Origin of the sequence: Jeotgalibacillus proteolyticus (genome assembly GCF_002926065.1) — a bacterium.
GTDB classification, from domain to species: domain Bacteria; phylum Bacillota; class Bacilli; order Bacillales; family Jeotgalibacillaceae; genus Jeotgalibacillus; species Jeotgalibacillus proteolyticus.
On record NZ_PREZ01000004.1, the window covers coordinates 300155 to 321140 of the forward strand.

Below are 20986 nucleotides of genomic sequence, written 5' to 3' on the forward strand. Positions count from 1 at the left end.
CATATGAAATCCTTATAGCGGCACTTTTATCATTATCATTGTTCCGGAGCCGGGTTTTGACAAAATGGAAAGCTCTCCATTTAACAGTTCAACCCGTTCCCTCATCCCGATTAGACCGAAGGATCCTTTTTTCTTCTCAGCAGTATCAAAGCCTTTTCCGTTATCTTTTACGACAATGGTAATACGGCTGGGATGCATCTCTGCTTTTACAGTAATTTCTGACGCTTTCGCATGCTTTAGTGCATTCTGGACAGATTCCTGGACAAGACGAAATAAAGATACCTCATATTTTGGATGTAAGCGGGATTCTTCTCCTATTTGAATGAATGATAGTTTAGTTCCATTACTATACTCTTCGATAGAGCTAAGGTATTTTCTGAGGGTCGGAATTAATCCAAGATCATCCAATGCCATAGGGCGCAAATCATAGATGATTCTTCTGACCTCTGATAAAGCTGAGCGTATCATTTTTTTAAGACTTTTAATTTCAAGAAAAGCCTGTTCTACTCCTTTATCTTTATAAACCCGTTCAATCAAATCCGAACGCATGAGGACATTGGCGATCATTTGAGCCGGTCCATCATGTATTTCCCGGGAAAGTCTTTTGCGCTCTTCCTCTTGTGCTTCAATAATTTGAATGCTGAATTCCTGCTTTTGCTCAGCATTCTGCAAAGCTGCACCCATTTTCTTTATATCGCTGTTTAAATATGCCAGGACAACAGAAATTTGATTCACTAAATTTTCTGCCCGTTCAATTGTATCAAGCATACTTTGCAGGCGGCGCTCAAGCTCATCTCTTCGGTTTCGCAGCTGTTTTTCTTCCTGGCGGTTTATTGAAAGCTGAATCTGGAGGTCATGAGCAGACTCATAGGCTTGCCGGACCTGCTCCTCAGAAAAATTTTTAAAATGGTGGCTGACTTCTGCAAGTCTTTTCCTGGCAAGAATGGATCGTCTTTCGAGTTCATCCCCCTCATAAATGACTGAGGTTAATTTTTCCCGTACTTCTCCAAGCTCCCGCACAAGTTTTTCGTAATCATTACGAGTTTGTTCACCTATTTCAAAGATTTCTGATTTACTTTGGTCCACGGTATCGATCATTTTACCCAGAATAATATCAAGCATTTGGGAATCTAAAGTAGTTGCGGACACAATCCAGACTCCTTCCTTTACTAACATCGTCTTTTTAAAAATTATACTGTTAAAACCGAAAAAAAGGAAGCTTTGAAAAGAATATGTTTTAAACGCAGTATATGTCGGAATATAAAGGTTTTATTGCTATTTCAAAATAATAATTGTTGCGCATATCAAAGAAACTTTACTTAACTATTATATCATCGGTAAAAGGTCACGATATTAAAGTTGCATTACAATTGGCGCATATGACATTTCACCTTCTTTTCATTTCCGCAACTTATGACGATTTTTGTTCTTTATTGTTATAATGATGTAATAAATTACGACTATTCGATATGATAAGGAGTTTTAAATATGCTAAAGAAATACCATACTGTTGCCCCCTATGGAGAAAATGAGATCACTATTCAAAAGTCCCGTTTCATCACCTACGTAAAACGGACAGAGACGGAAGAAGCTGCTCTTGAATTTATACAGGACATAAAAAGAAAACACCCTGCTGCCAACCATAATTGCTCAGCTTACATGATTGGTGAGCATGATCTTATTCAAAAAGCGAACGACGACGGAGAGCCATCCGGTACTGCTGGTGTGCCTATCCTTGAAGTGCTGAAAAAACGTAAGCTGAAAGACACAACGATCGTGGTCACCCGTTACTTTGGCGGTATAAAGCTTGGCGGAGGCGGTTTGATCAGAGCTTATGGGCGATCTGCTACCGAGGGCATTAATGCTGCAGGAGTAGTGGAAAGACGTCTTAACCGACTCGTAACTACTACAATTGATTACACCTGGCTCGGCAAGGTCGAAAATGAAATTCGTAATTCTAGTTATCCTTTAAAAGAGATTTCTTATCTTGAAAATGTCGCGATTGAGTCGTTTGTCGAGGAGGATGAAACTGAATCCTTTACAAGCTGGATAACTGAGCTGACGAACGGGCAGGCTTCAGTTGAAATCGGGGAACAATTGTATAGAGAGGAAAAAATTTCAGCATATTTCGACAATTTTTAAATTGTAATCAAAGTTTCATTGTAATGAAATGAGGAAAAAGTATAGAATAGGGTTTGGGCTTGACATCTGCCTATCTCCTATCCACTATGTGTAATCGTTCACATCATGGAGAAATAAGGATATATACAGGTACCGTGGAAATACATGAACAAAGGAGCCACAAATCCAATGGATAGAAAATCGCATAAAAAAAAGACAAATAAACGAAAGAGACGCACAAGAATTCTCTGGGTTCTTTTTCCTATCCTATTGCTCGGCTTGTCAGCTATCGGCTACGGCGGATATTTATATGTTAAAGCGCAAGCAGTAGCTAACAACTCCTACGAGGAACTAGACAGGAAGCAGTCTGAAAAAAGAGAGGAAATCGTAGACCCGGATGTTGATCACGTCTCTATTTTGTTTCTGGGTATTGATGAAAGCGAAAAAAGAAGCTCGAGTCCGGGCTTTGAGGGTAATATCGCCAGAACAGACGCCATGATTCTTGCTACACTGAATAATGACGATAAAACGGTTAAATTAACCAGCATCCCCCGTGATACCCTTGCTTATATTCCTGAAGTGGACTATAGTGACAAAATTAATCACGCTCATGCTTTCGGCGGTCCTAAGGCTTCCATGGAAGCAGTAGAAGAATTGCTGGATGTTCCAGTTGACTATTATGTAAGAATGAACTTTTACGCTTTCATGGATGTGGTTGAAGCCCTTAATGGCATCCAGGTTGATGTTCCATTTGATATGGAAGAAATGAATTCTGATGACTCAACAGACGCTATTTCCTTAAGAGAAGGCAGACAAACGCTTGATGGTGAGGAAGCACTGGCTTTTGTACGTTCGCGTTCGTATGACAGCGACCTTGCAAGAGGAGAACGTCAGCTTGAAATTATGCAGGCGATTTTAGACCGGGCAGCTTCAGTCGGCTCGATCAATAAATATGCTGATGTCATTGAAGCAGTCGGAAATAATATGCAGACCAATATGCGTTTTAATGAAATGAGATCATTCATATCCTATGCAGCAAATTCAAATCTCTCTGTCGAAATGGAGACGATTATCGGTGATAACGCGACGTATAATGGCGTATATTACTATGAACCTGAGCCAGAATCGCTTAGTGAGCTGCAACTCAAGCTTCGCGAGCACTTAGGCTTGCCCGCTTCTCCTTCTGATGAAATGGTTGATCCTGAATCGGATCCATCCTACGAGGACCCATCCGGTACGGAAGAATATCCTGAAACTGACCTTCATGAAAGAGAAGAAGATCTCTATCAGGAGGACGGACTTGAGAACGATTGGTAAAAAAGATAAAGGTATTAAAATCACCCTCACGAAAATTCGTGAGGGTGTTCTTTATTCTGAGTTTTTCTCCTCTTTGTCTTCAATTTCCTTCTGATGGCTTGAAACCTTTTGATAAATATACGAAATTCCAAGCAGTGTTAAACCGAAGCAGAAGTAAGCAAGAATCTTACTGCTTTCAGTAAGAAAAGCAAGATCTAAAAGAAATAATTTGCCCGTCGAAAGCAGAGACAATCCGAGCCCGATACGCCGGATATAGACATAACGATATTTAAAGCCATATAAAATATAGGCTACTGCTACAGCAAGAAAGACTAAGCTAATAACAAATCCTGCATCTCCAAGCTGAAATTGCACATTTAAAAAGGCTGTAAGAACCCCCAGGAAATAAACAGAAAGAATCGTCGGGTAAAGCTCATAATTATGATATTTCTCTCGTATATAGCTGCTTAGCAGATCCCTTCCAATTAAGAAGATCAGCACATTAAATCCGATTAGAATCACGAGTGCTAAGTAATTCAGGAAGGTATTTTGCGCTGCCGCAGGCTCTAAGGCTGGGATTGTAAAAGTAACGACTAATCCGATCAAGCTTCCAAGCCCATATAAAAGAAGACAGTAATAGCTCACAATGCGGTCATAGAGCAAAGGAATCTGCTTTAATCCGTATCCAAGACCCATCGTAATAAAGGCAAACAGCATCCACTTATAAAACCAGTATTGGTCAAATGTGATGGCTACCTGCTGATCGTAGAGATAATTGCTTTCGTGCAGAAGATAAATCCAACTATTTACAAGCGTAAAGTATTTAAACCCTGCAATAAACGTTGAAAATCCCCTGAATAATTCTGTGCTGTCTCTTTTTCTCTGATCCAGAGCGTAATACACCATAACAATGATAAGCCCTGCCATAATGGCCATGTATTTAAAGTGGAAAAACTCAACAGGCCAGAGTAAATTCTCGAGAAATTCTATCAGGAAGGTGAAAAGGGTTAAAGTAAAAATTCCCCACCCTGCTCTTTCGAGAACCTTAAGCTTGTAGCGGTTGGCGTAAAGCATGATTACAACCCCTTCTACTAACCACCCTAACGACAGCCACTGGACGCCAAACTGGAACGGAATAACGAGGACAGCAAATGTGATGGACGTCCCGTAAAAAAGAACAATCATCATCTTTTGCTTATTCATTCTCGTTTCAACAAATCGGCCAAGACCAAAATAAAGCACACAGAATGCTGCTGCTAACAACCCTTCAAAATCATCCCATCCAAGCTCGTTAAATAGGAAGTAAATAACAAGAAAGCTGAAGAACGTGTTCATTGCCAATAGCGCAACATCCATCCACTTGATCGCTACCCTATACACAAATGGATAACCAATGGTCAGCACTAAATAAAGACAGAAGATCAGGATAGAATAAAGCAAAGAAATAATAGAACTCGCCGAAATTAAAATAAGCACGAGAAGTGATGGAATATTTAATACGAAGCTTAGATAATGAACAATGCTCCACTGACGCTTAAATGATATCAATAAAATAGACATGTTCAAAATCAGTATATAAGCCATTGCCGTGTAAACAGCATAGCCTTCTAGTCCAAAAGCAAATAAGTAGGAATAAAAAGGGATATACCCGCCAATCAGGCCAAACGAAATAATAGTTCTGGACTGATAGCGCAGTGACAGGAATACGGCCAGTGCGGTTACTAAAATTGATAAAAGCAAGGCAGGAGTGAGTCCAATAATCTTTAACAGGAAGTAACTAAAGAAAATGGAGCCATAGAGGATTGAAATCCCTCCGCCAATAACGCCGAGAGCAAATACCTGCTTATTCCTGCGGTGCAGCCATTCCCCTCCTCCAAGCATGATAAGGCCGACAACAAAGAACAGTCCTCCTTTTACATAATCATTAAACCAGTTGCTGTAGGAGTATCTGAACGCAGCTGCCACACCGATAATAATTAATAGGATCCCAAGCTTATTGATCCAGTTTAACCCGATCTTCATTTCAATCTGGTTTTGCTGCATCCGTTTTTGGATGATTTCTTCACTCATGTTTTCTTCAGCGAGGTTGTTAAATTGATTTGAGTACCTTTCCCGTACATTTTGCTGCTCTCTTACCGCCAGTTCACGTTCTTTCTTAATGCTCTCATTAATTTCTTTTGATAACTGTTCAATCTTTAACAGGATTTCCTGCTTCTCGTTCTGTACTGATTGGGCAGTTCGCTGCTTTAGCCGAAGAATTTCTCTTTTTGATTGTTCTTCGAGTGCTGTTAGACGGTTGGTTTCCGTTTTTACTGTATTCGCAAAGTACGTATTCAGCTTTAGCTTTGAAACTTTAATGATATTCCGTTTTTCATCGAACATTTGCTCCTGGAGTGCATAGCGCAGCTTCCGGTTCTCCACTTCCATTTGCCTATGCTTTTCGCTTAATTCGTGAAGCTTTCTTTTATAATCAGCATCACTTTTACGCAGTGCTTCATTTTCCTGTAGTACATCGCTTGATTCATACTCTTTTACCATGTCATCAAATTGCTTAATGAGCCTTGACTGGTCCAGCCTCATTTGTATCAGCTGCTCTTTCATGTTATCCATCCTTGAGCCCCCTCAAAACCGCATGTGATAGGAAAAATAAAATACTGGAACTTAAACTAAGTACTACCATTTTACTATATAAAACAGAGATTTAGTATGGTGGTTTTGTTATTTATATTATGGTTTTCCTTTTGTTTGAAAACGTAAAAAAAGGCGTCATTTCCCTCCTAATGGAATGAAATGGCGCCTTTTAAAATTTTATTATGACTAATATACCTCTGTACTAAGGTAGTTAACGGAGACCTTTAAATTCCCATTAACTTTTCTCAGCTCATCCATCAGTTCTTTATCCTTCACATTTTCTTTATTTTGAACGATGTAAACAAGCTGGATCATTGTGCCTAAATTTGTCGTTTCAATAGAGCGCAGATCATATGATTTCAAGTATTGATCCAAAATTTTATCAAAGGTATTTTCATCATGAAGATTCTCCGGCACTGTAATAGTGAGACGTTTTTTGGAAGATCCACTTTTCCCGAAATCGATAAAATATAGGAATAAAATGATAATAGATAAGGAAACGGTAAAAATAATGGCCAGAATATAAAACCCTAATCCGCAGGAAATTCCTGCAGCCATGCCAAAAAAGATAAACGCAATGTCCTTCGGGTCGCTCATCGCGCTTCTGAAGCGGATGATGGAAAACGCTCCAACTAGTCCAAACGCTACTGCAACATTATTCCCGATCACAATCATGATCACAGAAACAGTTACCCCCATAATGATGATGGTCTGAACAAATGATTGAGAGTAACGTGCTCCTGTATGAGTCTTCTTATATAAATAAGCTATAATGGTTGTTAAAATAAAGCTTAAAATGATCGCAGCAAATGATTCAAGGACCGTTAATCTCGAGGTTACATCTGCCAGCTGGCGAATTTCATTTAATAAAGTTGTCATTCTGTGCACCAATTCCCATTTAATTTATTTGTTTATTCTTTCTTTGCTCTTCTTCAAGCATTAAATCAATGCTTGTACAGAACTTTGAGACACTTTGCTTTGAGCAATCAAACTCACTTAAAAGACGTGCAAGCCAAAATGGCACTGTCTCTGAAACCTTTACCTCTAATACCACCATACCGGGATCCACAAAATTCAAGCCTTGAGGACCGTTTTCGATGGAAAGATCATGATTTCTGCACATTAAATTATAATCAAAGGTTACCCTCAGATCTTTTTCATAAATTCCTGAAAATGCCTGACGGTCATAGCTTACCACGACTTCCGGCTTTAGCTGATAGAGCTGTTTAAAGTGCATAGCCTCTTTAAGGATCTGGGGGTTGGATGCATTGAAGGCTGCAAAATCTATATCATCATAATCCAGATCCGAAAGCGCGTAGGCTTCATTCAAAGGAATGGAGGTTCGTCTCTTATTTACTACGTTTTTAAACTTCTGTTTAATTTCGAAAAAGGCTGTACTATTTAAATCTGCCTGATCATAAATGCGCAGGCGCAACTTTTGTCTGAAGCGAAGCTTGTTCCTGGTTTCATAATAAATCGAGTAATCATCAGAATCATAGTAGAGGCTTACAATATTATATTTTCCTTCCGGGTTGCCATATGTATCGAATGTCATATAGGGAAGAAGCTTTTCCCGGAGACTCAAATATTGCTTAAATGGGATCAGATATTTTATTTCATACCGTTTGAAAATTTCCTGTGCCACGTTTCCGCTCCTTTTATTGATTTTTTGTAAATTATATTACGGTAATGTAAATTTTTTTCGTCTGTTATAGTATACTAATAGTTATCAAGACTTTCAATTGATCATTTGAATTGTCGTTTGATAGAATAAAATTTTTGGAGGATTTATGAAAAGAGTCTTACCATTTTTGTTACTAATTTTTTTATCTATATTCTGGGCAGGGATGTATTTTCTTGCTGAAGAACCAATTCAGATTGATACGGCTTTTGAAGACGCACTGGAAAAGGAGCTTGGCATTGCAGCCGGAACCTTCGATAAAAACAAAGTGAAGGATATTTCTGAACTGGACTTATCAAATTATCAAATTACTGACGTTAAAGGAATTGAACATTTCCGTTCTTTAGAAGTGTTAAATTTATCGAATAATTTACTGACGGAAATGGATGGTATCGAGCAGCTTGAAAATTTAAGAATAGTCGACCTTAGTTTTAATGACTTATCCACTATTTCCTTTGAAAGCAGCGGAATTACCCGTCTTGATTTAGAGGGTAATGTTCTTACTGACGTTTCCTTTATAAGTGATCTTCCTCAGCTTCAGCACCTGACCATTCGCGATAATCAAATACGGGATATCTCTCCTCTATCAGCTGCTGAAACATTAACTTATTTAAATGCACGTGGAAATCAAATCGATTCAGTTGAAGCATTACAGGGATTGGTTCAATTATCAGATATAAATCTGCGTAATAACCAAATTAAGGATGTAAATCCTCTTGCCTCTCTTCCGGCTATTACTGAAAGACTTTATCTAACCGGGAATGGGATTAAAGACTATATGCCGCTTGAAACCATTATAGGAGCGATAAACGATATTGATTTTGAGCTATCCCCTCCGCCTCCTGTTTTATCAGCTGAAAGCGGTGTAATAAATTCAGGGACTGCAGTAAGTATGGAAAGCAGTATTGAAGAAGCGAAGATCTATTATACATTGGACGGTTCACTTCCTACCCCGGCCTCTTTGCTTTATACTGAGCCAATTGTACTTGAAGAGTCACTTATTAATGATAATGATATTTTAGCTAATATTGGTACTTCTGTTTTCAGGGAACCTTTTCAGTTTACCAGAGAAGAAATCCTGGAAGGAATCGTTATTAGGGCAGCTGTCTATCATAACCGCACTCTGAGTGAAGTGGAAACCCGCTCATATATTTTAAATGATGCACTTTTTTCCTCCTCTCAACTGCCTGTTGTCTCTCTAACAACAGATCCAGAAGGACTATTTAATGAAGAAAGAGGCATTTATGTCCCTGGGATTTATTATGAGAATACCCGGGACACTAGAGATGGCAACTATTTTAAACGAGGGGACGAATGGGAAAGACCCGCCACTTTAGAGTATTTTTCAGAGGATGGAGCTCTTGAATACTCACAAAATATAGGGATTCGGATTCACGGCGGCTACAGCAGAGAGCACCCTCAAAAAAGCCTGAGACTGTATTCGAGAAGTGATTACGGTCAAAGCAGAATGTATTATCCTTTTTTTAAGGATGATGCCAATGTCGAATTTAACCGGCTCATGCTTCGCAACTCAGGAAACGACTGGGGCAGAACCTATTTAAGAGATGCATTAATGCATGAATTAATTAAAGATAGGAATGTAGACACCCAAAACTATCAGCCTGTCATCGTCCTGTTAAACGGTGAGTATTGGGGCATTCAAAATTTACGAGAGGCATACAGTGCCGAATACCTGGAAACCAAATATAATTTGAATGCAGAGGAAATTGTTATGCTGGGAACAGACGTAACCAATGCTACAGGCTTTATAATTGATGAGGGATTGATAGGTGATCAGCAGCATTATACTTCCCTAGTGGAATATGCAATGAATAATGATCTACGGATACAAGAGAATTTAGATTATGTGAATACTCAAATGGATGTTGAGAATTACCTGGAGTACTTTGCTTATCAAGTATATTTTGGCAACACCGATTCTTTATACAATAATACCGCCATGTGGAGAAAGAAAACAGACTATACTCCAGAAGCTCCTTATGGTCAGGATGGCCGGTGGAGATGGCTGTTATATGATACAGACTTCGGCTTTGCCCTAAACGGGGAATTTGAAGAGACGATAAATGATAACACACTGGACTGGCTTCTAAGAGACCACCCTGCAACTGAATTAATCAGGGCATTACTGGAAAACGAGGAAGTATACGCTCAGTTAATCTCCATTATGGAAGGCTTGCTTGATGAGGAGTTTGCTCCTGAAAATGTAATTGAAACCATCAATTCTCTCTCTGGGCAGATTCGCGGTGAAATGCCGCGTATGATCAGTCGCTGGGAAAATATAAATTCCATTGAAACGTGGGAAGCAGAACTTGATATGTTCCGTCAATTTGCCCAAAGGCGCCCGGAAGCGGTAATGAATTATTTAAATGAGCGCCTTGAAAGGACACCAGATTGAGTAAAGGGAAAAACCATTTGCTAGATTTCTGACGAAATCTAGCTTTTTTCGTCAAATTCTAGTACTATTAAATTTATTGAATAATATGTCTAAGGAGCAATTAAATGAATAGAAGCAACTATCGAAAGAAAACAGCCCGTAAAAGAATGAGAAAACGCTTTTTATTATTTATGGTACTCCCTTTATTTATTCTTGGAGGTACTGCTGTTGTGTACGGTACGCATCTTTTTAAACAGGCAGAAAGTGCTGTTAATGATTCATATGATAATTTAAATCGTGAGTCATCAGAGCTTCGCGAGAATATCCCCGATCCCGATTTTGATAATATTTCAATCCTTTTTATGGGGGTGGATGCCAGTGAAAAAAGGGAAGAAAATGGGTTTACATCTGACAATAGTCGAACGGATGCCTTGGTTCTTGCAACCTTAAATAACAAAGAAAAATCGATTAATCTGCTCAGTATCCCTAGAGACACACTTGCTTATATTCCACATGTCGACTACAAAGATAAAATTAATCATGCTCACGCCTTTGGCGGACCGCAGGCTGCTATGGAATCAGTCGAGTCTCTTCTTGAAGTCCCTGTCGATTATTATGTGCGAATGAATTTTAATGCATTTATTGATGTTGTAAATTCATTGGACGGTGTGAAAGTAAATGTACCTTATGAGCTTAAGGAACAAGATTCACGGGATAAAAAGAATGCTATTCACCTTATGCCGGGCATTCAGACACTGGATGGTGAAGAAGCACTTGCCTTTGCAAGAACCAGACATTATGACAGTGATATTGAACGCGGTAAAAGACAGGTGGAAGTCATTGAAGCGATTCTTGACAAATCCACTTCCATTTCTTCCATTTCAAAATACAGTGATGTTATTCAGGCTGTTGGACAAAACCTTAAAACCAATTTAACCTTTGACGAAATGAAATCTTTCATTTCCTATGCGGCCAACTCTGAGCTTTCCGTAAATAACCTTTCCCTTTACGGAGAGGAAACTTATATAGAGGGCATTTATTATTATCGTCCTGATGAGTACGAGCTTTGGTCACTGCAGGAAAAACTTCAGGTTCACTTAGGACTTATTGAATCCGAGACAACAACGGACTTGTCACTGGATAATCAAAATTAAACTAAGCAAAAACAGCGCCAGGAGTTTACCTGGCGCTGTTTTTATATAGCAGTTTTTATTTGAGTCAGAATCATTCTTGCAAAAAAGATTATCTTTTCGATAACTGTTACCCATGCATAGCCGTTTAAAATACAAAAAAGAGGAATAATATAATAGCCATACCTTGGTATGGTAAGAAACAGATTTGAAAAAATTAAATAGGTTAATAGAATTAAAGCGACAGCCAGAACTTCTTTTTTCCTTACAAGAAAAGCTGTTAAAAACCCAATTATAACCAGGATTTCATGCTGAAGCTTAAAATACGGCAAGGTCCAGTGCCGATAAAAGTAAATAGCATCCGGAATTTTAAAAAGCTCGTAGGTTTTTCCTACAGTAAACCAGGAAAACCAGAGATTAAATTCATTCTGAAATCCTTCCCTGATTTTCATAAAGGCAAAGTCCTTTGTCTCCATCCCAAGTGATTCCCGCTCTCTCCAATAATCTGAGAAATCAAAGAGATTGTAAGGATTGCTCCCCGCATACCAGCTGTTAGCTGAATGGGTCGAGAAAAGAACAAACTCTCTGTAAAGAAGATAATTCCGTACAACCCATGGTCCAATGACAAGAATAGAACCCAGAGCCCAGATTAAGCCTATGGTAACCCACTCTTTGTAGAATTTTCTATGTTTAATAATAACAGCTAAATACAAAAGCAGCACAACTGGCGCTAAAATTGGACGTATTAGCAAACCAAAGCAAAATACCGCAGCAAAAAGAAAATGAAATTTCTTTTTATTCGTTTCATAAGCAAGTAAAAATAAGTAAAAGGCCAACAAGTAAGTAAAGATTCCAGGCACTTCGGTCAAAGCTGTTCTAAAGAAGTGGAGCGGTGAAAAATAAGAAGCATACAGAAGGCTTGCTGTAATCCCCATCCACTTATTTTTAAACAGCCTTGCACTCAATAAATAAAGCAGGAAAATTGTCCCTAGGTTTAACAGCATGTTAAAAAGCTTTACAAAAAGCATTTGATCAGCATTAAACAGGTTGGCAGCGCTGAAAATACCGGCAAGCAAAATAGGAAATCCTGGTGTTACAAAAGCATTGCTTTCAATCTCCCCGGTATTTAAGCTGTCAAAGCCGTACACGCCATGTTCAATCCATTGATTGGTCATCTTCGCATAAAGATACGCATCTCTACTGCCAAACTCCCACGTATGCTCCATCAGCCTGGCTTGTGATTCGCTTATTTCTGCCTCACTTAACATACGCTGAATTTCCTCTGGCGGAGTCTGAATAAAATTTGTCCCTGGATGCTTTACTAACAAGTAAAGCTGACTAAATCCTGAAAAAAGTAAAATACCAATCATAAGATAAGAAGTAATAAGATTTTTCCTTCTGGTGTTCACAAACAAACTCTCCCTTTTCCTGTCACTTCGCAATTAAATACACACCAAACACAATAACAGCAGCACCTGCCCATTGAGTAGGTGTAACCACTTCCTTAAATAGTGCGTAACCCAGAAAAATCCCGAATACATACGCTAAACTTTGAAAAGGATAAGCAATACTAAAAGGCATTTTGGAGATGATATACAGCCATAATACCGTTGCACAAACATAAATAAGTCCTCCCCCTATGATATAAGGGGATTTAATCAGATTGATAAAAATTGCTGAATTCCATTCTCCAAGCTGATTCATACCAATTTTCCAAAGTACCTGACCGCTGACTAATAGCAATACATTGATCGTTAAAAGGACAAAGTTCATTGTTCATTCTCTTTTTCTTGTTTAGTCATTTCTTTATTCGATTCCTCTCTAAATAAAGCATACTCCTGTGTTAAGGCTATTAATCTGCTATTTAAATTCGATATTCTCCTTGTCAGATCGAAAATTAAAATAAGACTGGCAATCAAACCAAATAGAAACAGCAGGCTTGGTGCATAGACTACTCCGAGCAAATATGCCATCTGCTCCAAAAAATCAGTCGCTAAGCTCATAACACCCAATACAATACAAACGATAATCCATAAAATTGAATACTTTGTTTCAAGGATTCCTCTCCTCACTGATTCAATAACAATCAGGAAGAAAAAAAAGATGATAAAAAAGGAAACCAGTGTAATACTCATATCGTTTTACTCCTAACAATTTTTTGCATAAAGATAGCCAGTGTTACTTTCCCCATATAATAGATGGTCTTAAGAGGCGTAATGGAAGATTCTCCTTCCTGTCTATCATTCATGTTGACCGTAACTTCCTTGCTCTTAAACCCTTTCTTGTAAAGCTGGATAAGTACTTCAGGCTCTGGGTAATCTTTTGGATAATGATTCGCAAAAAGCTTTATTACATTTGCATTTTTTGCACGGTAACCAGAGGTCGGATCCGTAAAACTTTGCTTTGTTAAAGCTTTTAAAATAAGGTAAAAGTAGTAGATTCCTATTCTTCTTGCGAGACTTCCCTTATAAGATGTCTTCTGAACAAATCGTGAGCCGATCACCATGTCAGCCTCTCCGTCCATAATCGGCTGAATGAGCTTCGTTAAATCCTCTGCACTATGCTGGCCGTCTGCATCGAACTGAATCGCGATGCTGTATCCATGGCGGTGGGCATATTTATAGCCTGTTTGGACAGCGCCGCCGATGCCAAGATTTAATGGCAAATCAATTAGGATAACATCTGGATATTGTTTTACAATCTTTGAAGTATTGTCCTTTGAGCCGTCATTTATCACGCATACATCAATCACTGGAAGTTCTTCCTTTATTTCTGAAAGCTGGGACAAAGTAGAGCTAATACTTTTTTCCTCGTTATATGCCGGTACAATAATCAATATGTTTTGGTCTGCTGGAAATTTCATTAAATGACCCTTTCTTTTAAACATTAATCAGGAGAAAATGGTTGCAAAAGCATTTCATTACATATATTAGCATAAAATCATTAAGAAAGTTTATTCTTTTTGTAAAATAGACCTACAAAAAAACTTGCTTCCCCTGTGACTTTCAGGTTAAGCAAGTTCTCTATAAATAAATATTTTTTCCTAAGATTTTTTTTCACGCACAAGATTTAATATTGGGCGGTAGTTTTTCCCCAGCAATCCAACACTTTCTACAATAATCTCCAGCGAGAATAAAACGACGGCGATCACGACGATCGCTCCCCAGATCGTGGACTGGGAGAAAATGAAAGCAGATAAGCTGAACATTGAAGCGATTCCGTAAATGATGACTACGGTTTCTCTATGCGTAAACCCTGCATTAAGCAGACAGTGATGCAAATGAGACTTATCCGGAGCCGAAATGGGCTGCTTATGCAAAATTCTTCTTACAATCGCGAAGAAGGTATCTGAAATTGGTACACCAAGAATCAAAACCGGTATGATCAGGGAGATAACTGTAATATTTTTAAACCCGAGAAGGGCCAGAACGGAAATCATGAAGCCAAGAAAAAGAGCTCCTGTGTCCCCCATAAAGATCTTAGCCGGGTGAAAATTATAAAAGAGAAACCCTAACGTACTTGCAACTAAAATCAAACCGAAGATCGCTACATAGGCATCGCCCATTATAATCGCCATTCCAGAAATGGTGAAAATAGCGATTGTTGATACGCCGGCTGCAAGGCCATCCAATCCATCAATCAGATTAATGGCATTCGTAATTCCAACGATCCACAGTAGAGTGAGCGGAATGCTGAATATTCCAAACTCCAGTCTTCCTCCGAACGGTAAATTAATAAACTCTACCTGCACGCCGCCCCAAATAATTGCAATTAAGGCAGCAGTAATTTGTCCAATCAGCTTTGCTTTAGGAGATAATTGAAAACGGTCATCCAATGCGCCGGTTAAAACAATTATTAGTGCACCAATCATAATCGGCCAGGTATCCTCCCCAGCTGGACGCATAATTATAATCCCTATGGAAAAGCTAATAAAAATAGCAAGACCGCCCAAACGCGGCATTACTTTATTATGGACTTTACGATGATTTGGTGCATCAGTAGCGCCAACACGGACAGCGAATTTCTTCACTACCGGTGTTAACAGCACCGAACTGATTAAACATAATAAGAGCACTAGCGCGAATTCAAGTGTCATCAATTGGTCCTCCTTAACAATAGCCTATCCTCTATTTCGTCAATACATGTATGTTAATCATTTCAAAAGACGATTCTTTTCCACAAAGTATAGCATACATTAGGACTGGCTTCTAAAAAACATGAAATATTGCCTATTTTGAGTGGGTTACCTACTTATTCCTCTTTTTGTGTTACGTTAACCCTTTATATAGACGGTTTATAAGTGAATTTAGTTTCGACCTTTACGTTAATTTTACAATTACGTCCTTGGCTGTATGAAGAGAGCTTTGCTGAAGAGGAGAGACAAGAGCCTTCAGTTTATCCACTTCTTCCCCGTAATGGTCATTAATCATCTCAATTGATGAAACAATATCATGGTGAGACCAATTGTTTATATTCACATTCCCTGCTACCTTCTGCTGTACAATTGAAGCAAAAGAATCAACCTTTGGGTCATAGGATAGCGCTACAAACGGAGTATAACCGACGCTTGCAAAGATTAAGGCATGCAGCCGCATTCCCAGTAAGATATCTGATTCCCTAATAACCGCCATCTTCTCCTGTATTGTCGAATCGTGAGGAGCTATTAAGCTTTTTTGCTTCATCATTCCCTGTACGGTTTTTGAAGCTTCCAGATCATGCTTGCCATGCATCGGAATAAAAATGATTTGATACCCTCTAGCAGCCAGTTCGTCCAGCGAAAGAGCAACCTCTTCCATATAATTCGAATCTGAAGGCCAATCTCTTATAGAGACCGTTACAGACTTACTTGGAGCCTTGTGCTGGTCCATCCATGGGCTGGAAAACTCAAAGGGATTTAAACTGATAACCGGATCAGGCACAATTTGTATAGCACGATTTACACCAATACTTTGTAGAAGCTGTCTTGACTGTTCATCTCTAACAGTCAAAATGGAAGCGCGGTTTAGCGTGCTTTTAACGATCAGCTTATTTACCCTGTTCTTAAATGGACCCATTCCCTGTGCATATACGAAAACTGGCTTCTTTAAAAATTGGGCTATTTTCATGATACCTGTGTAATAAGGAATGCTTTTCCATCCTGTTTCATCCTGCAGCAGGCTTCCCCCGCCGCTGATTAATCCATCAGAATGCTTAATTGCGCTGGATACTTCCCTTATGCTCCATCTGTTTACTGCTTTAACGTCGTATTGCTCCTTTGTTTTTTCGGGATTGTTCGATAATACGACGATATCCACTTTAGGTTCAATTGATCTTAACGATTGAATAATGGCGTAGAGAATCGCTTCATCCCCAACATTATCAAAGCCATAATATCCTGATAAAACTAATCTCAAGTCTGCCACCTCTCTTTAATACGGATGACTACGTTTTTCATCAGCCATTTATATAAGTAAATGAAGATTAATCCGATTAAAAACCCTAAGACTACACTATAAAAACTTCTTAGCAATGATACCGACAGCGGAATGTGTAAATGGGTAAAGGTATTAACCATTGATAAAAAGCCAATTACACCAGGGATTAGAAGGAAATAACCCAACTTTTTATTTGACTTAGCTACATACAAAGCTAGGACAAAGAATGGGAACCCAATTAGAAACTCTTTTGTTCTTGGCCTTACATAAAGAATCTTCTCTAAAAACACCCTTGCCTGAAGCTCCAGCTCTGTAACCGATCCAGAATTGCCCGTTCGGCCAAGATAAAAATAAAACACCGACATAATGACAACAAAAATTAATAGATGCCAGTATTTTACGTTAATATTTAAAAATTTCACATCAATTTTCAACAATTTTTGCAAATGGTCCCTAATAATCCACCAGATAGCATTGGCAGAGGCAAATGCGATTGGAATAATATAAACAGCTTTTACACCCCTAAAGGAATCAATACCAAGAATAAATTGGTTTCCATTTAGCAAGACAATAATAAACCAGATCCCAATAAAGGTAGTTCCAACAGCTTTAAGGTACGCCTTAACCAAATACCATTTTTCCTGAGGATTATGTCTAAGCATAATGGCATAAACAGGAACTCCCACTGCCATCATTAATGCAAATAGCTTTAAAATAATAGGAAGACTTAAGACCACATAAGCCAGTGCCAGTATTGATAATGAACCAGCTGTAAGTAAAGTTAGTATTCTCCGCTGAAAAATAGATGATATTGCTGAAGCCAAAAAGGCAATTGACCCTATCAAAGCCATTATAATCTGCCATTTTGCCACTTCTATTTTTTTATAGGTTGAAGATTCCCCAGCCTGATAAAAGTCTGGCAGTCCATCCTGAACAGAAGAGGTAATTTCACTTAATTCTTCAATTGCCTCTCCAGCATCTGCGATACTCGTATTGAGGAAAATGGCCCTTATATTTCGTTCCTTTACAGCTCTGATGATCCGTTCGGAATTAATAGAACGCTCGCCACTATTGATACTTAAGCTATGCAGCCTTATTACATCCAGGTCCATCGTATAGGCCATTTCAGTAAATCCTGCCTGTTTTGCAAGCTCAATAAACATTAATGAATAACCTGCATCGCTTAACTGATTGGCATAGGTCTTCAATTTTTCCGTTTCTGGATAGCCTGGAAGCTGCTGGCCGGTAAATAATACTTTATTTCTATTATCGGCTTTTAATGAAATTAGTTCATCTACAATAAGATTTAATTGTACTTCATCGGTCAGATTTGTCAGCCGTAAAACGGTATTAAACCCTTGTGCTGACAAAGTCTCCACTGCTTCCTGGTCATAGCCGATCATTGTGGATAATATTTGTTCCTGGCTTCCAGGGATGAAAATATACTCGACCCCATTAATTGAAACTGGCCGCACTTCCTCAAATAGTTTATTAGCTACTTCTTCGAATTCAAACCCATTTTCGGGATGAACAAATAATCCATTAGTAAAGATTGGATCATCGAGCTTCTCAAGCTGATTAAGAATAATGTGCTCTCTCATTCTAATTGAGTTAACTGCTGATATCAGCCCTTTTTGCTCAAGTGAACGGATCGTCTGGGGTTCGAGGCTAATCGAATGAATACCCGCATCTGACAAACCGGCATATACATCGTCTTCAGACAATGTGGGATCTGTTTTCAGCCAGCTTTCTACTAACTGAAAGGGGATTATATATTCATATGTTTTATTGGCTTCTTCGACCTGGACTCTTTGGTAAACTGAAGGAATCGTGAGAATAAACGCCAGAAGGATAATTCCCATCCCTATTAGCTTGTTTTTCAATTAATTACACACCCTTAATTTTAATCGCTTTAGAAGATTACTCAGTTAAAAAACCTTCCCACTACGGGGACCTTGGCTAAGAGACTACTGTCTGCAGCTTTGCCTGCTATCAGTAATCCAAAATAAATAATCGCACCAATAACCGCGGATATCGCCAAATAGCCAAATGCAGCTAACCGGGACCAATCCCCAAATTCTAAAAATAACATTGGTATGCCTATTATTGCTCCCATGATAATAGAAGAAACAATAACAACGACTATTTTTCTGGATACAAAATAAAAGCTTTCATATTTTCCAATAAAATAAAGATTCGTGAAGAAGATCAGCAGATAAACCACCAATGTAGAAATGGCCGCTCCAATTAAGCCAATTGAGTTAACAAGGAAAAAGTTAAGACCGAGCTTAACCAGTACGCCGCCCATGATAATCCAGGCTGCCATTTTTTCTTTACCGATTCCTTGAAGAATTCCTGTACTCAGGACCGTTAGAGAAGTAAAAACAGAGCTTAAAGAAATAACCGCTAAAATATTACTTCCCTGAAAATCTCCAAATAGCGCTAAGTTAATTGGGAGTGTTAAAACGAATAATCCTATTGCTGCCGGCCAGGAAATCAGGTGAGTCAGGAAAAAAGTATCCTCCATAATCCTTTTTGTACCTAAAGAATCCTTTTTGGTTATTTTTGCAGAAATAGCTGGAATTAAAGGCAGAACGATTGACGTGGCAAATACCGTAACAATTTGAACCAACGCCAATCCCCGACCATAAATTCCATAAAGTGAGTTAATGTCAGCTTCGGTATTTCCGTAAGCTTTTAAACCGGTTGGAACAGAAATTGAGTCTGCAAGATTTAAAAGAGCCATTGTAATAGCTCCTATACAAATGGGTATTGAAATTTTTAAGATGGTTTTACTTAGTTTCTTAAAGACAGGCCAGCTAAAAGCCTTGCCGCTTTTTTGCACACGATACTGTGATTTTACGAAAGAGATTCTCAGGTAAATGAGAGAAGCAGCAGCGCCTATAATAGACCCGATCATAATGCCGCCGGCAATGTCTTCGCTGGCATAAAGGCGGTTCACCATCAGATAAGCAGCAGCCAGAATAAAGCCTACTCTGATAAACTGCTCTAAAACCTGAGATAATGCGGTTGGCGTCATATTTCCATGGCCTTGAAAGAAACCTCTGTAAACAGCCATGTAAGGGGCAATGAGGAGTGTCCCTGTTACAACAATTAATGCTAAACGGGTGGAAGGTCCTCCAAGAACCTCCGCTATGTAGCCGGAAAACGAATAGATGAGTATAAAGCTGAGCAGACCAAATAATGAAGCTAGTACACTGGAGGTAAGAAAGATTTCTCTGACCTTCTCTGCATCATTTTTTGCTCTGGCTTCTGCAATTAACTTGGAAATCGCAATAGGAATTCCTGCTACGGACAGTGTCAGAGCAACCATATAAACTGGATACACTAACGTAAAGATACCAAGAACTTCATCCCCGGCAATATTCTGTAAAGGAATTCTGAATAAACTCCCTAAAACTTTTGAGATTAATGCTGCAATAGAAAGAATAATGGTACTTTTAATAAATGTATTTTTCATTATTTTCCTGCTGCCTTATTTTTAATCACGACTAATGCGAATAATGGAAGAACGAGCATTCGCTTCCACCGGGATGGCTGTTTAATCAGGCGGTAAAACCATTCAAGATTAAGCTTTTGCCAAAACTCAGGCGCCCGTTTAACGTTCCCTGAGAAAACATCAAAGCTGCCTCCGATCCCGATAAAAACCCCTTTTTCAAACTGGTCAAGATTTTGACCGATCCATGTTTCCTGACGAGGAAAACCTAAAGCAACAAAGACCAAATCAGGCTTTGCTTCTTTTATCCTATTAGCCAGCGACGGATCCTTCCAATCAAAGAAACCATTTTGGCTGCCCGCAATAACGATTCCCGGGTAGTCTTTTTCAGTCTTTGCCACTGTTTCTTTAAGAACATGCTCTGACGCTCCAAGAAAAAAGACGCGCTGACCTTTTTCATTTGCTTCCTTTAAAAGCCTCATCATCACATCATACCCGCTCACTCTTTCAGGCAGCGGGTCTCCAACAATACTAGCAGCTTTTACAATTCCGATCCCATCAGCAGTAATATAATGGGCTTTATCTAAATACTTCTTATATGTATCATCCTTTTTAGCATGCATTACAATTTCGGGATTAGCTGTAACTACAAATGTTTTTTCTTCCTTACGAATATGGTTCTGCACCAGGTCGATAAACTTATCCATCGTCGTATTGATAAACGGTACGCCCAATATCGAAACAAATTTATTTGCCATTTTTATTCTCCTTAAAGCATATAGGTAAATATCTTTTCATAATATATCATAAAAAAAGAGTACTGTGTTAAAGAGCTAAAACTCTTAACGCAGTACTCTTTTT

The 20986-nt window shown here is 38.8% G+C and carries 17 protein-coding genes; 4 read left to right on the forward strand and 13 right to left on the reverse strand.

Going from position 1 to position 20986, the window contains the following annotated elements; all coding sequences use genetic code 11:
• Positions 1 to 12: 12 nt before the first annotated feature.
• Positions 13 to 1149, reverse strand: a complete 1137-nt coding sequence (locus C4B60_RS11820; RefSeq protein WP_104058213.1) for a sensor histidine kinase — start codon at positions 1147 to 1149, stop codon at positions 13 to 15.
• Between the two features lie 339 nt (positions 1150 to 1488).
• Here C4B60_RS11820 and C4B60_RS11825 point away from each other — a divergent pair, with 339 nt between their 5' ends.
• On the forward strand, positions 1489 to 2142 hold the full coding sequence (locus C4B60_RS11825) for a YigZ family protein (protein ID WP_104058214.1): 654 nt from the start codon (positions 1489 to 1491) through the stop codon (positions 2140 to 2142).
• Positions 2143 to 2310: 168 nt separating this feature from the next.
• The gene (locus tag C4B60_RS11830; RefSeq protein WP_104058215.1) at positions 2311 to 3438 is read left to right on the forward strand and encodes an LCP family protein; all 1128 of its coding nucleotides are present in this window, start codon (positions 2311 to 2313) and stop codon (positions 3436 to 3438) included.
• A 51-nt stretch (positions 3439 to 3489) separates the two neighbouring features.
• Here C4B60_RS11830 and C4B60_RS11835 read toward each other — a convergent pair whose 3' ends face one another.
• The 3 genes from C4B60_RS11835 to C4B60_RS11845 form a co-directional block, all read right to left on the reverse strand.
• Positions 3490 to 6027, reverse strand: a complete 2538-nt coding sequence (locus C4B60_RS11835) for a DUF2339 domain-containing protein (RefSeq protein WP_167578646.1) — start codon at positions 6025 to 6027, stop codon at positions 3490 to 3492.
• Positions 6028 to 6234: 207 nt separating this feature from the next.
• Complete coding sequence (locus tag C4B60_RS11840; RefSeq protein ID WP_104058216.1) at positions 6235 to 6927, reverse strand: DUF4956 domain-containing protein; 693 nt, start codon at positions 6925 to 6927, stop codon at positions 6235 to 6237.
• Between the two features lie 19 nt (positions 6928 to 6946).
• Positions 6947 to 7693, reverse strand: coding sequence for a polyphosphate polymerase domain-containing protein (locus C4B60_RS11845; RefSeq protein WP_104058217.1), 747 nt, complete (start codon positions 7691 to 7693; stop codon positions 6947 to 6949).
• 145 nt (positions 7694 to 7838) lie between these two features.
• On the opposite strand from C4B60_RS11845, the gene C4B60_RS11850 reads away from it, so the two are divergent.
• Positions 7839 to 10145 (forward strand): CotH kinase family protein, encoded by a 2307-nt coding sequence (locus C4B60_RS11850; RefSeq protein WP_104058218.1) that lies wholly within the window; start codon positions 7839 to 7841, stop codon positions 10143 to 10145.
• A gap of 104 nt (positions 10146 to 10249) precedes the next feature.
• The gene (locus C4B60_RS11855) at positions 10250 to 11278 is read left to right on the forward strand and encodes an LCP family protein (RefSeq protein ID WP_104058219.1); all 1029 of its coding nucleotides are present in this window, start codon (positions 10250 to 10252) and stop codon (positions 11276 to 11278) included.
• Between the two features lie 41 nt (positions 11279 to 11319).
• Here the strand turns inward: C4B60_RS11855 and C4B60_RS11860 are convergent, their stop codons facing one another.
• The 9 genes from C4B60_RS11860 to C4B60_RS11900 form a co-directional block, all read right to left on the reverse strand.
• Positions 11320 to 12663, reverse strand: coding sequence for a glycosyltransferase family 39 protein (locus C4B60_RS11860; RefSeq protein WP_104058220.1), 1344 nt, complete (start codon positions 12661 to 12663; stop codon positions 11320 to 11322).
• A 22-nt stretch (positions 12664 to 12685) separates the two neighbouring features.
• The gene (locus C4B60_RS11865; RefSeq protein ID WP_104058221.1) at positions 12686 to 13027 is read right to left on the reverse strand and encodes an EamA family transporter; all 342 of its coding nucleotides are present in this window, start codon (positions 13025 to 13027) and stop codon (positions 12686 to 12688) included.
• On the reverse strand, positions 13024 to 13389 hold the full coding sequence (locus C4B60_RS11870) for a DUF2304 domain-containing protein (RefSeq protein ID WP_104058222.1): 366 nt from the start codon (positions 13387 to 13389) through the stop codon (positions 13024 to 13026). Before C4B60_RS11870 ends, C4B60_RS11865 begins: the two co-directional genes overlap by 4 nt.
• Positions 13386 to 14117 carry a glycosyltransferase family 2 protein gene (locus C4B60_RS11875; RefSeq protein ID WP_104058223.1) on the reverse strand — a complete coding sequence of 244 codons (732 nt, stop codon included), beginning with the start codon at positions 14115 to 14117 and terminating at the stop codon, positions 13386 to 13388. The genes C4B60_RS11870 and C4B60_RS11875 overlap by 4 nt, the downstream gene beginning before the upstream one ends.
• 180 nt (positions 14118 to 14297) lie before the next feature.
• Positions 14298 to 15350, reverse strand: coding sequence for a glycosyltransferase family 4 protein (locus tag C4B60_RS11880; RefSeq protein ID WP_104058224.1), 1053 nt, complete (start codon positions 15348 to 15350; stop codon positions 14298 to 14300).
• Positions 15351 to 15573: 223 nt separating this feature from the next.
• A complete protein-coding gene (csaB, locus tag C4B60_RS11885; protein ID WP_342365038.1) occupies positions 15574 to 16656 on the reverse strand; it encodes a polysaccharide pyruvyl transferase CsaB in 1083 nt (360 codons plus the stop codon).
• Entirely contained in the window at positions 16644 to 18551 is a 1908-nt protein-coding gene (locus tag C4B60_RS11890; RefSeq protein ID WP_104058226.1) for a DUF5693 family protein, read from the reverse strand. The genes csaB and C4B60_RS11890 overlap by 13 nt, the downstream gene beginning before the upstream one ends.
• Before the next feature lie 41 nt (positions 18552 to 18592).
• Positions 18593 to 20149: a putative polysaccharide biosynthesis protein gene (locus C4B60_RS11895; RefSeq protein ID WP_245153956.1), complete on the reverse strand. Its 1557-nt coding sequence runs from the start codon at positions 20147 to 20149 to the stop codon at positions 18593 to 18595.
• Positions 20149 to 20883, reverse strand: coding sequence for a WecB/TagA/CpsF family glycosyltransferase (locus C4B60_RS11900; RefSeq protein ID WP_104058228.1), 735 nt, complete (start codon positions 20881 to 20883; stop codon positions 20149 to 20151). The genes C4B60_RS11895 and C4B60_RS11900 overlap by 1 nt, the downstream gene beginning before the upstream one ends.
• Between the last annotated feature and the right edge of the window lie 103 nt (positions 20884 to 20986).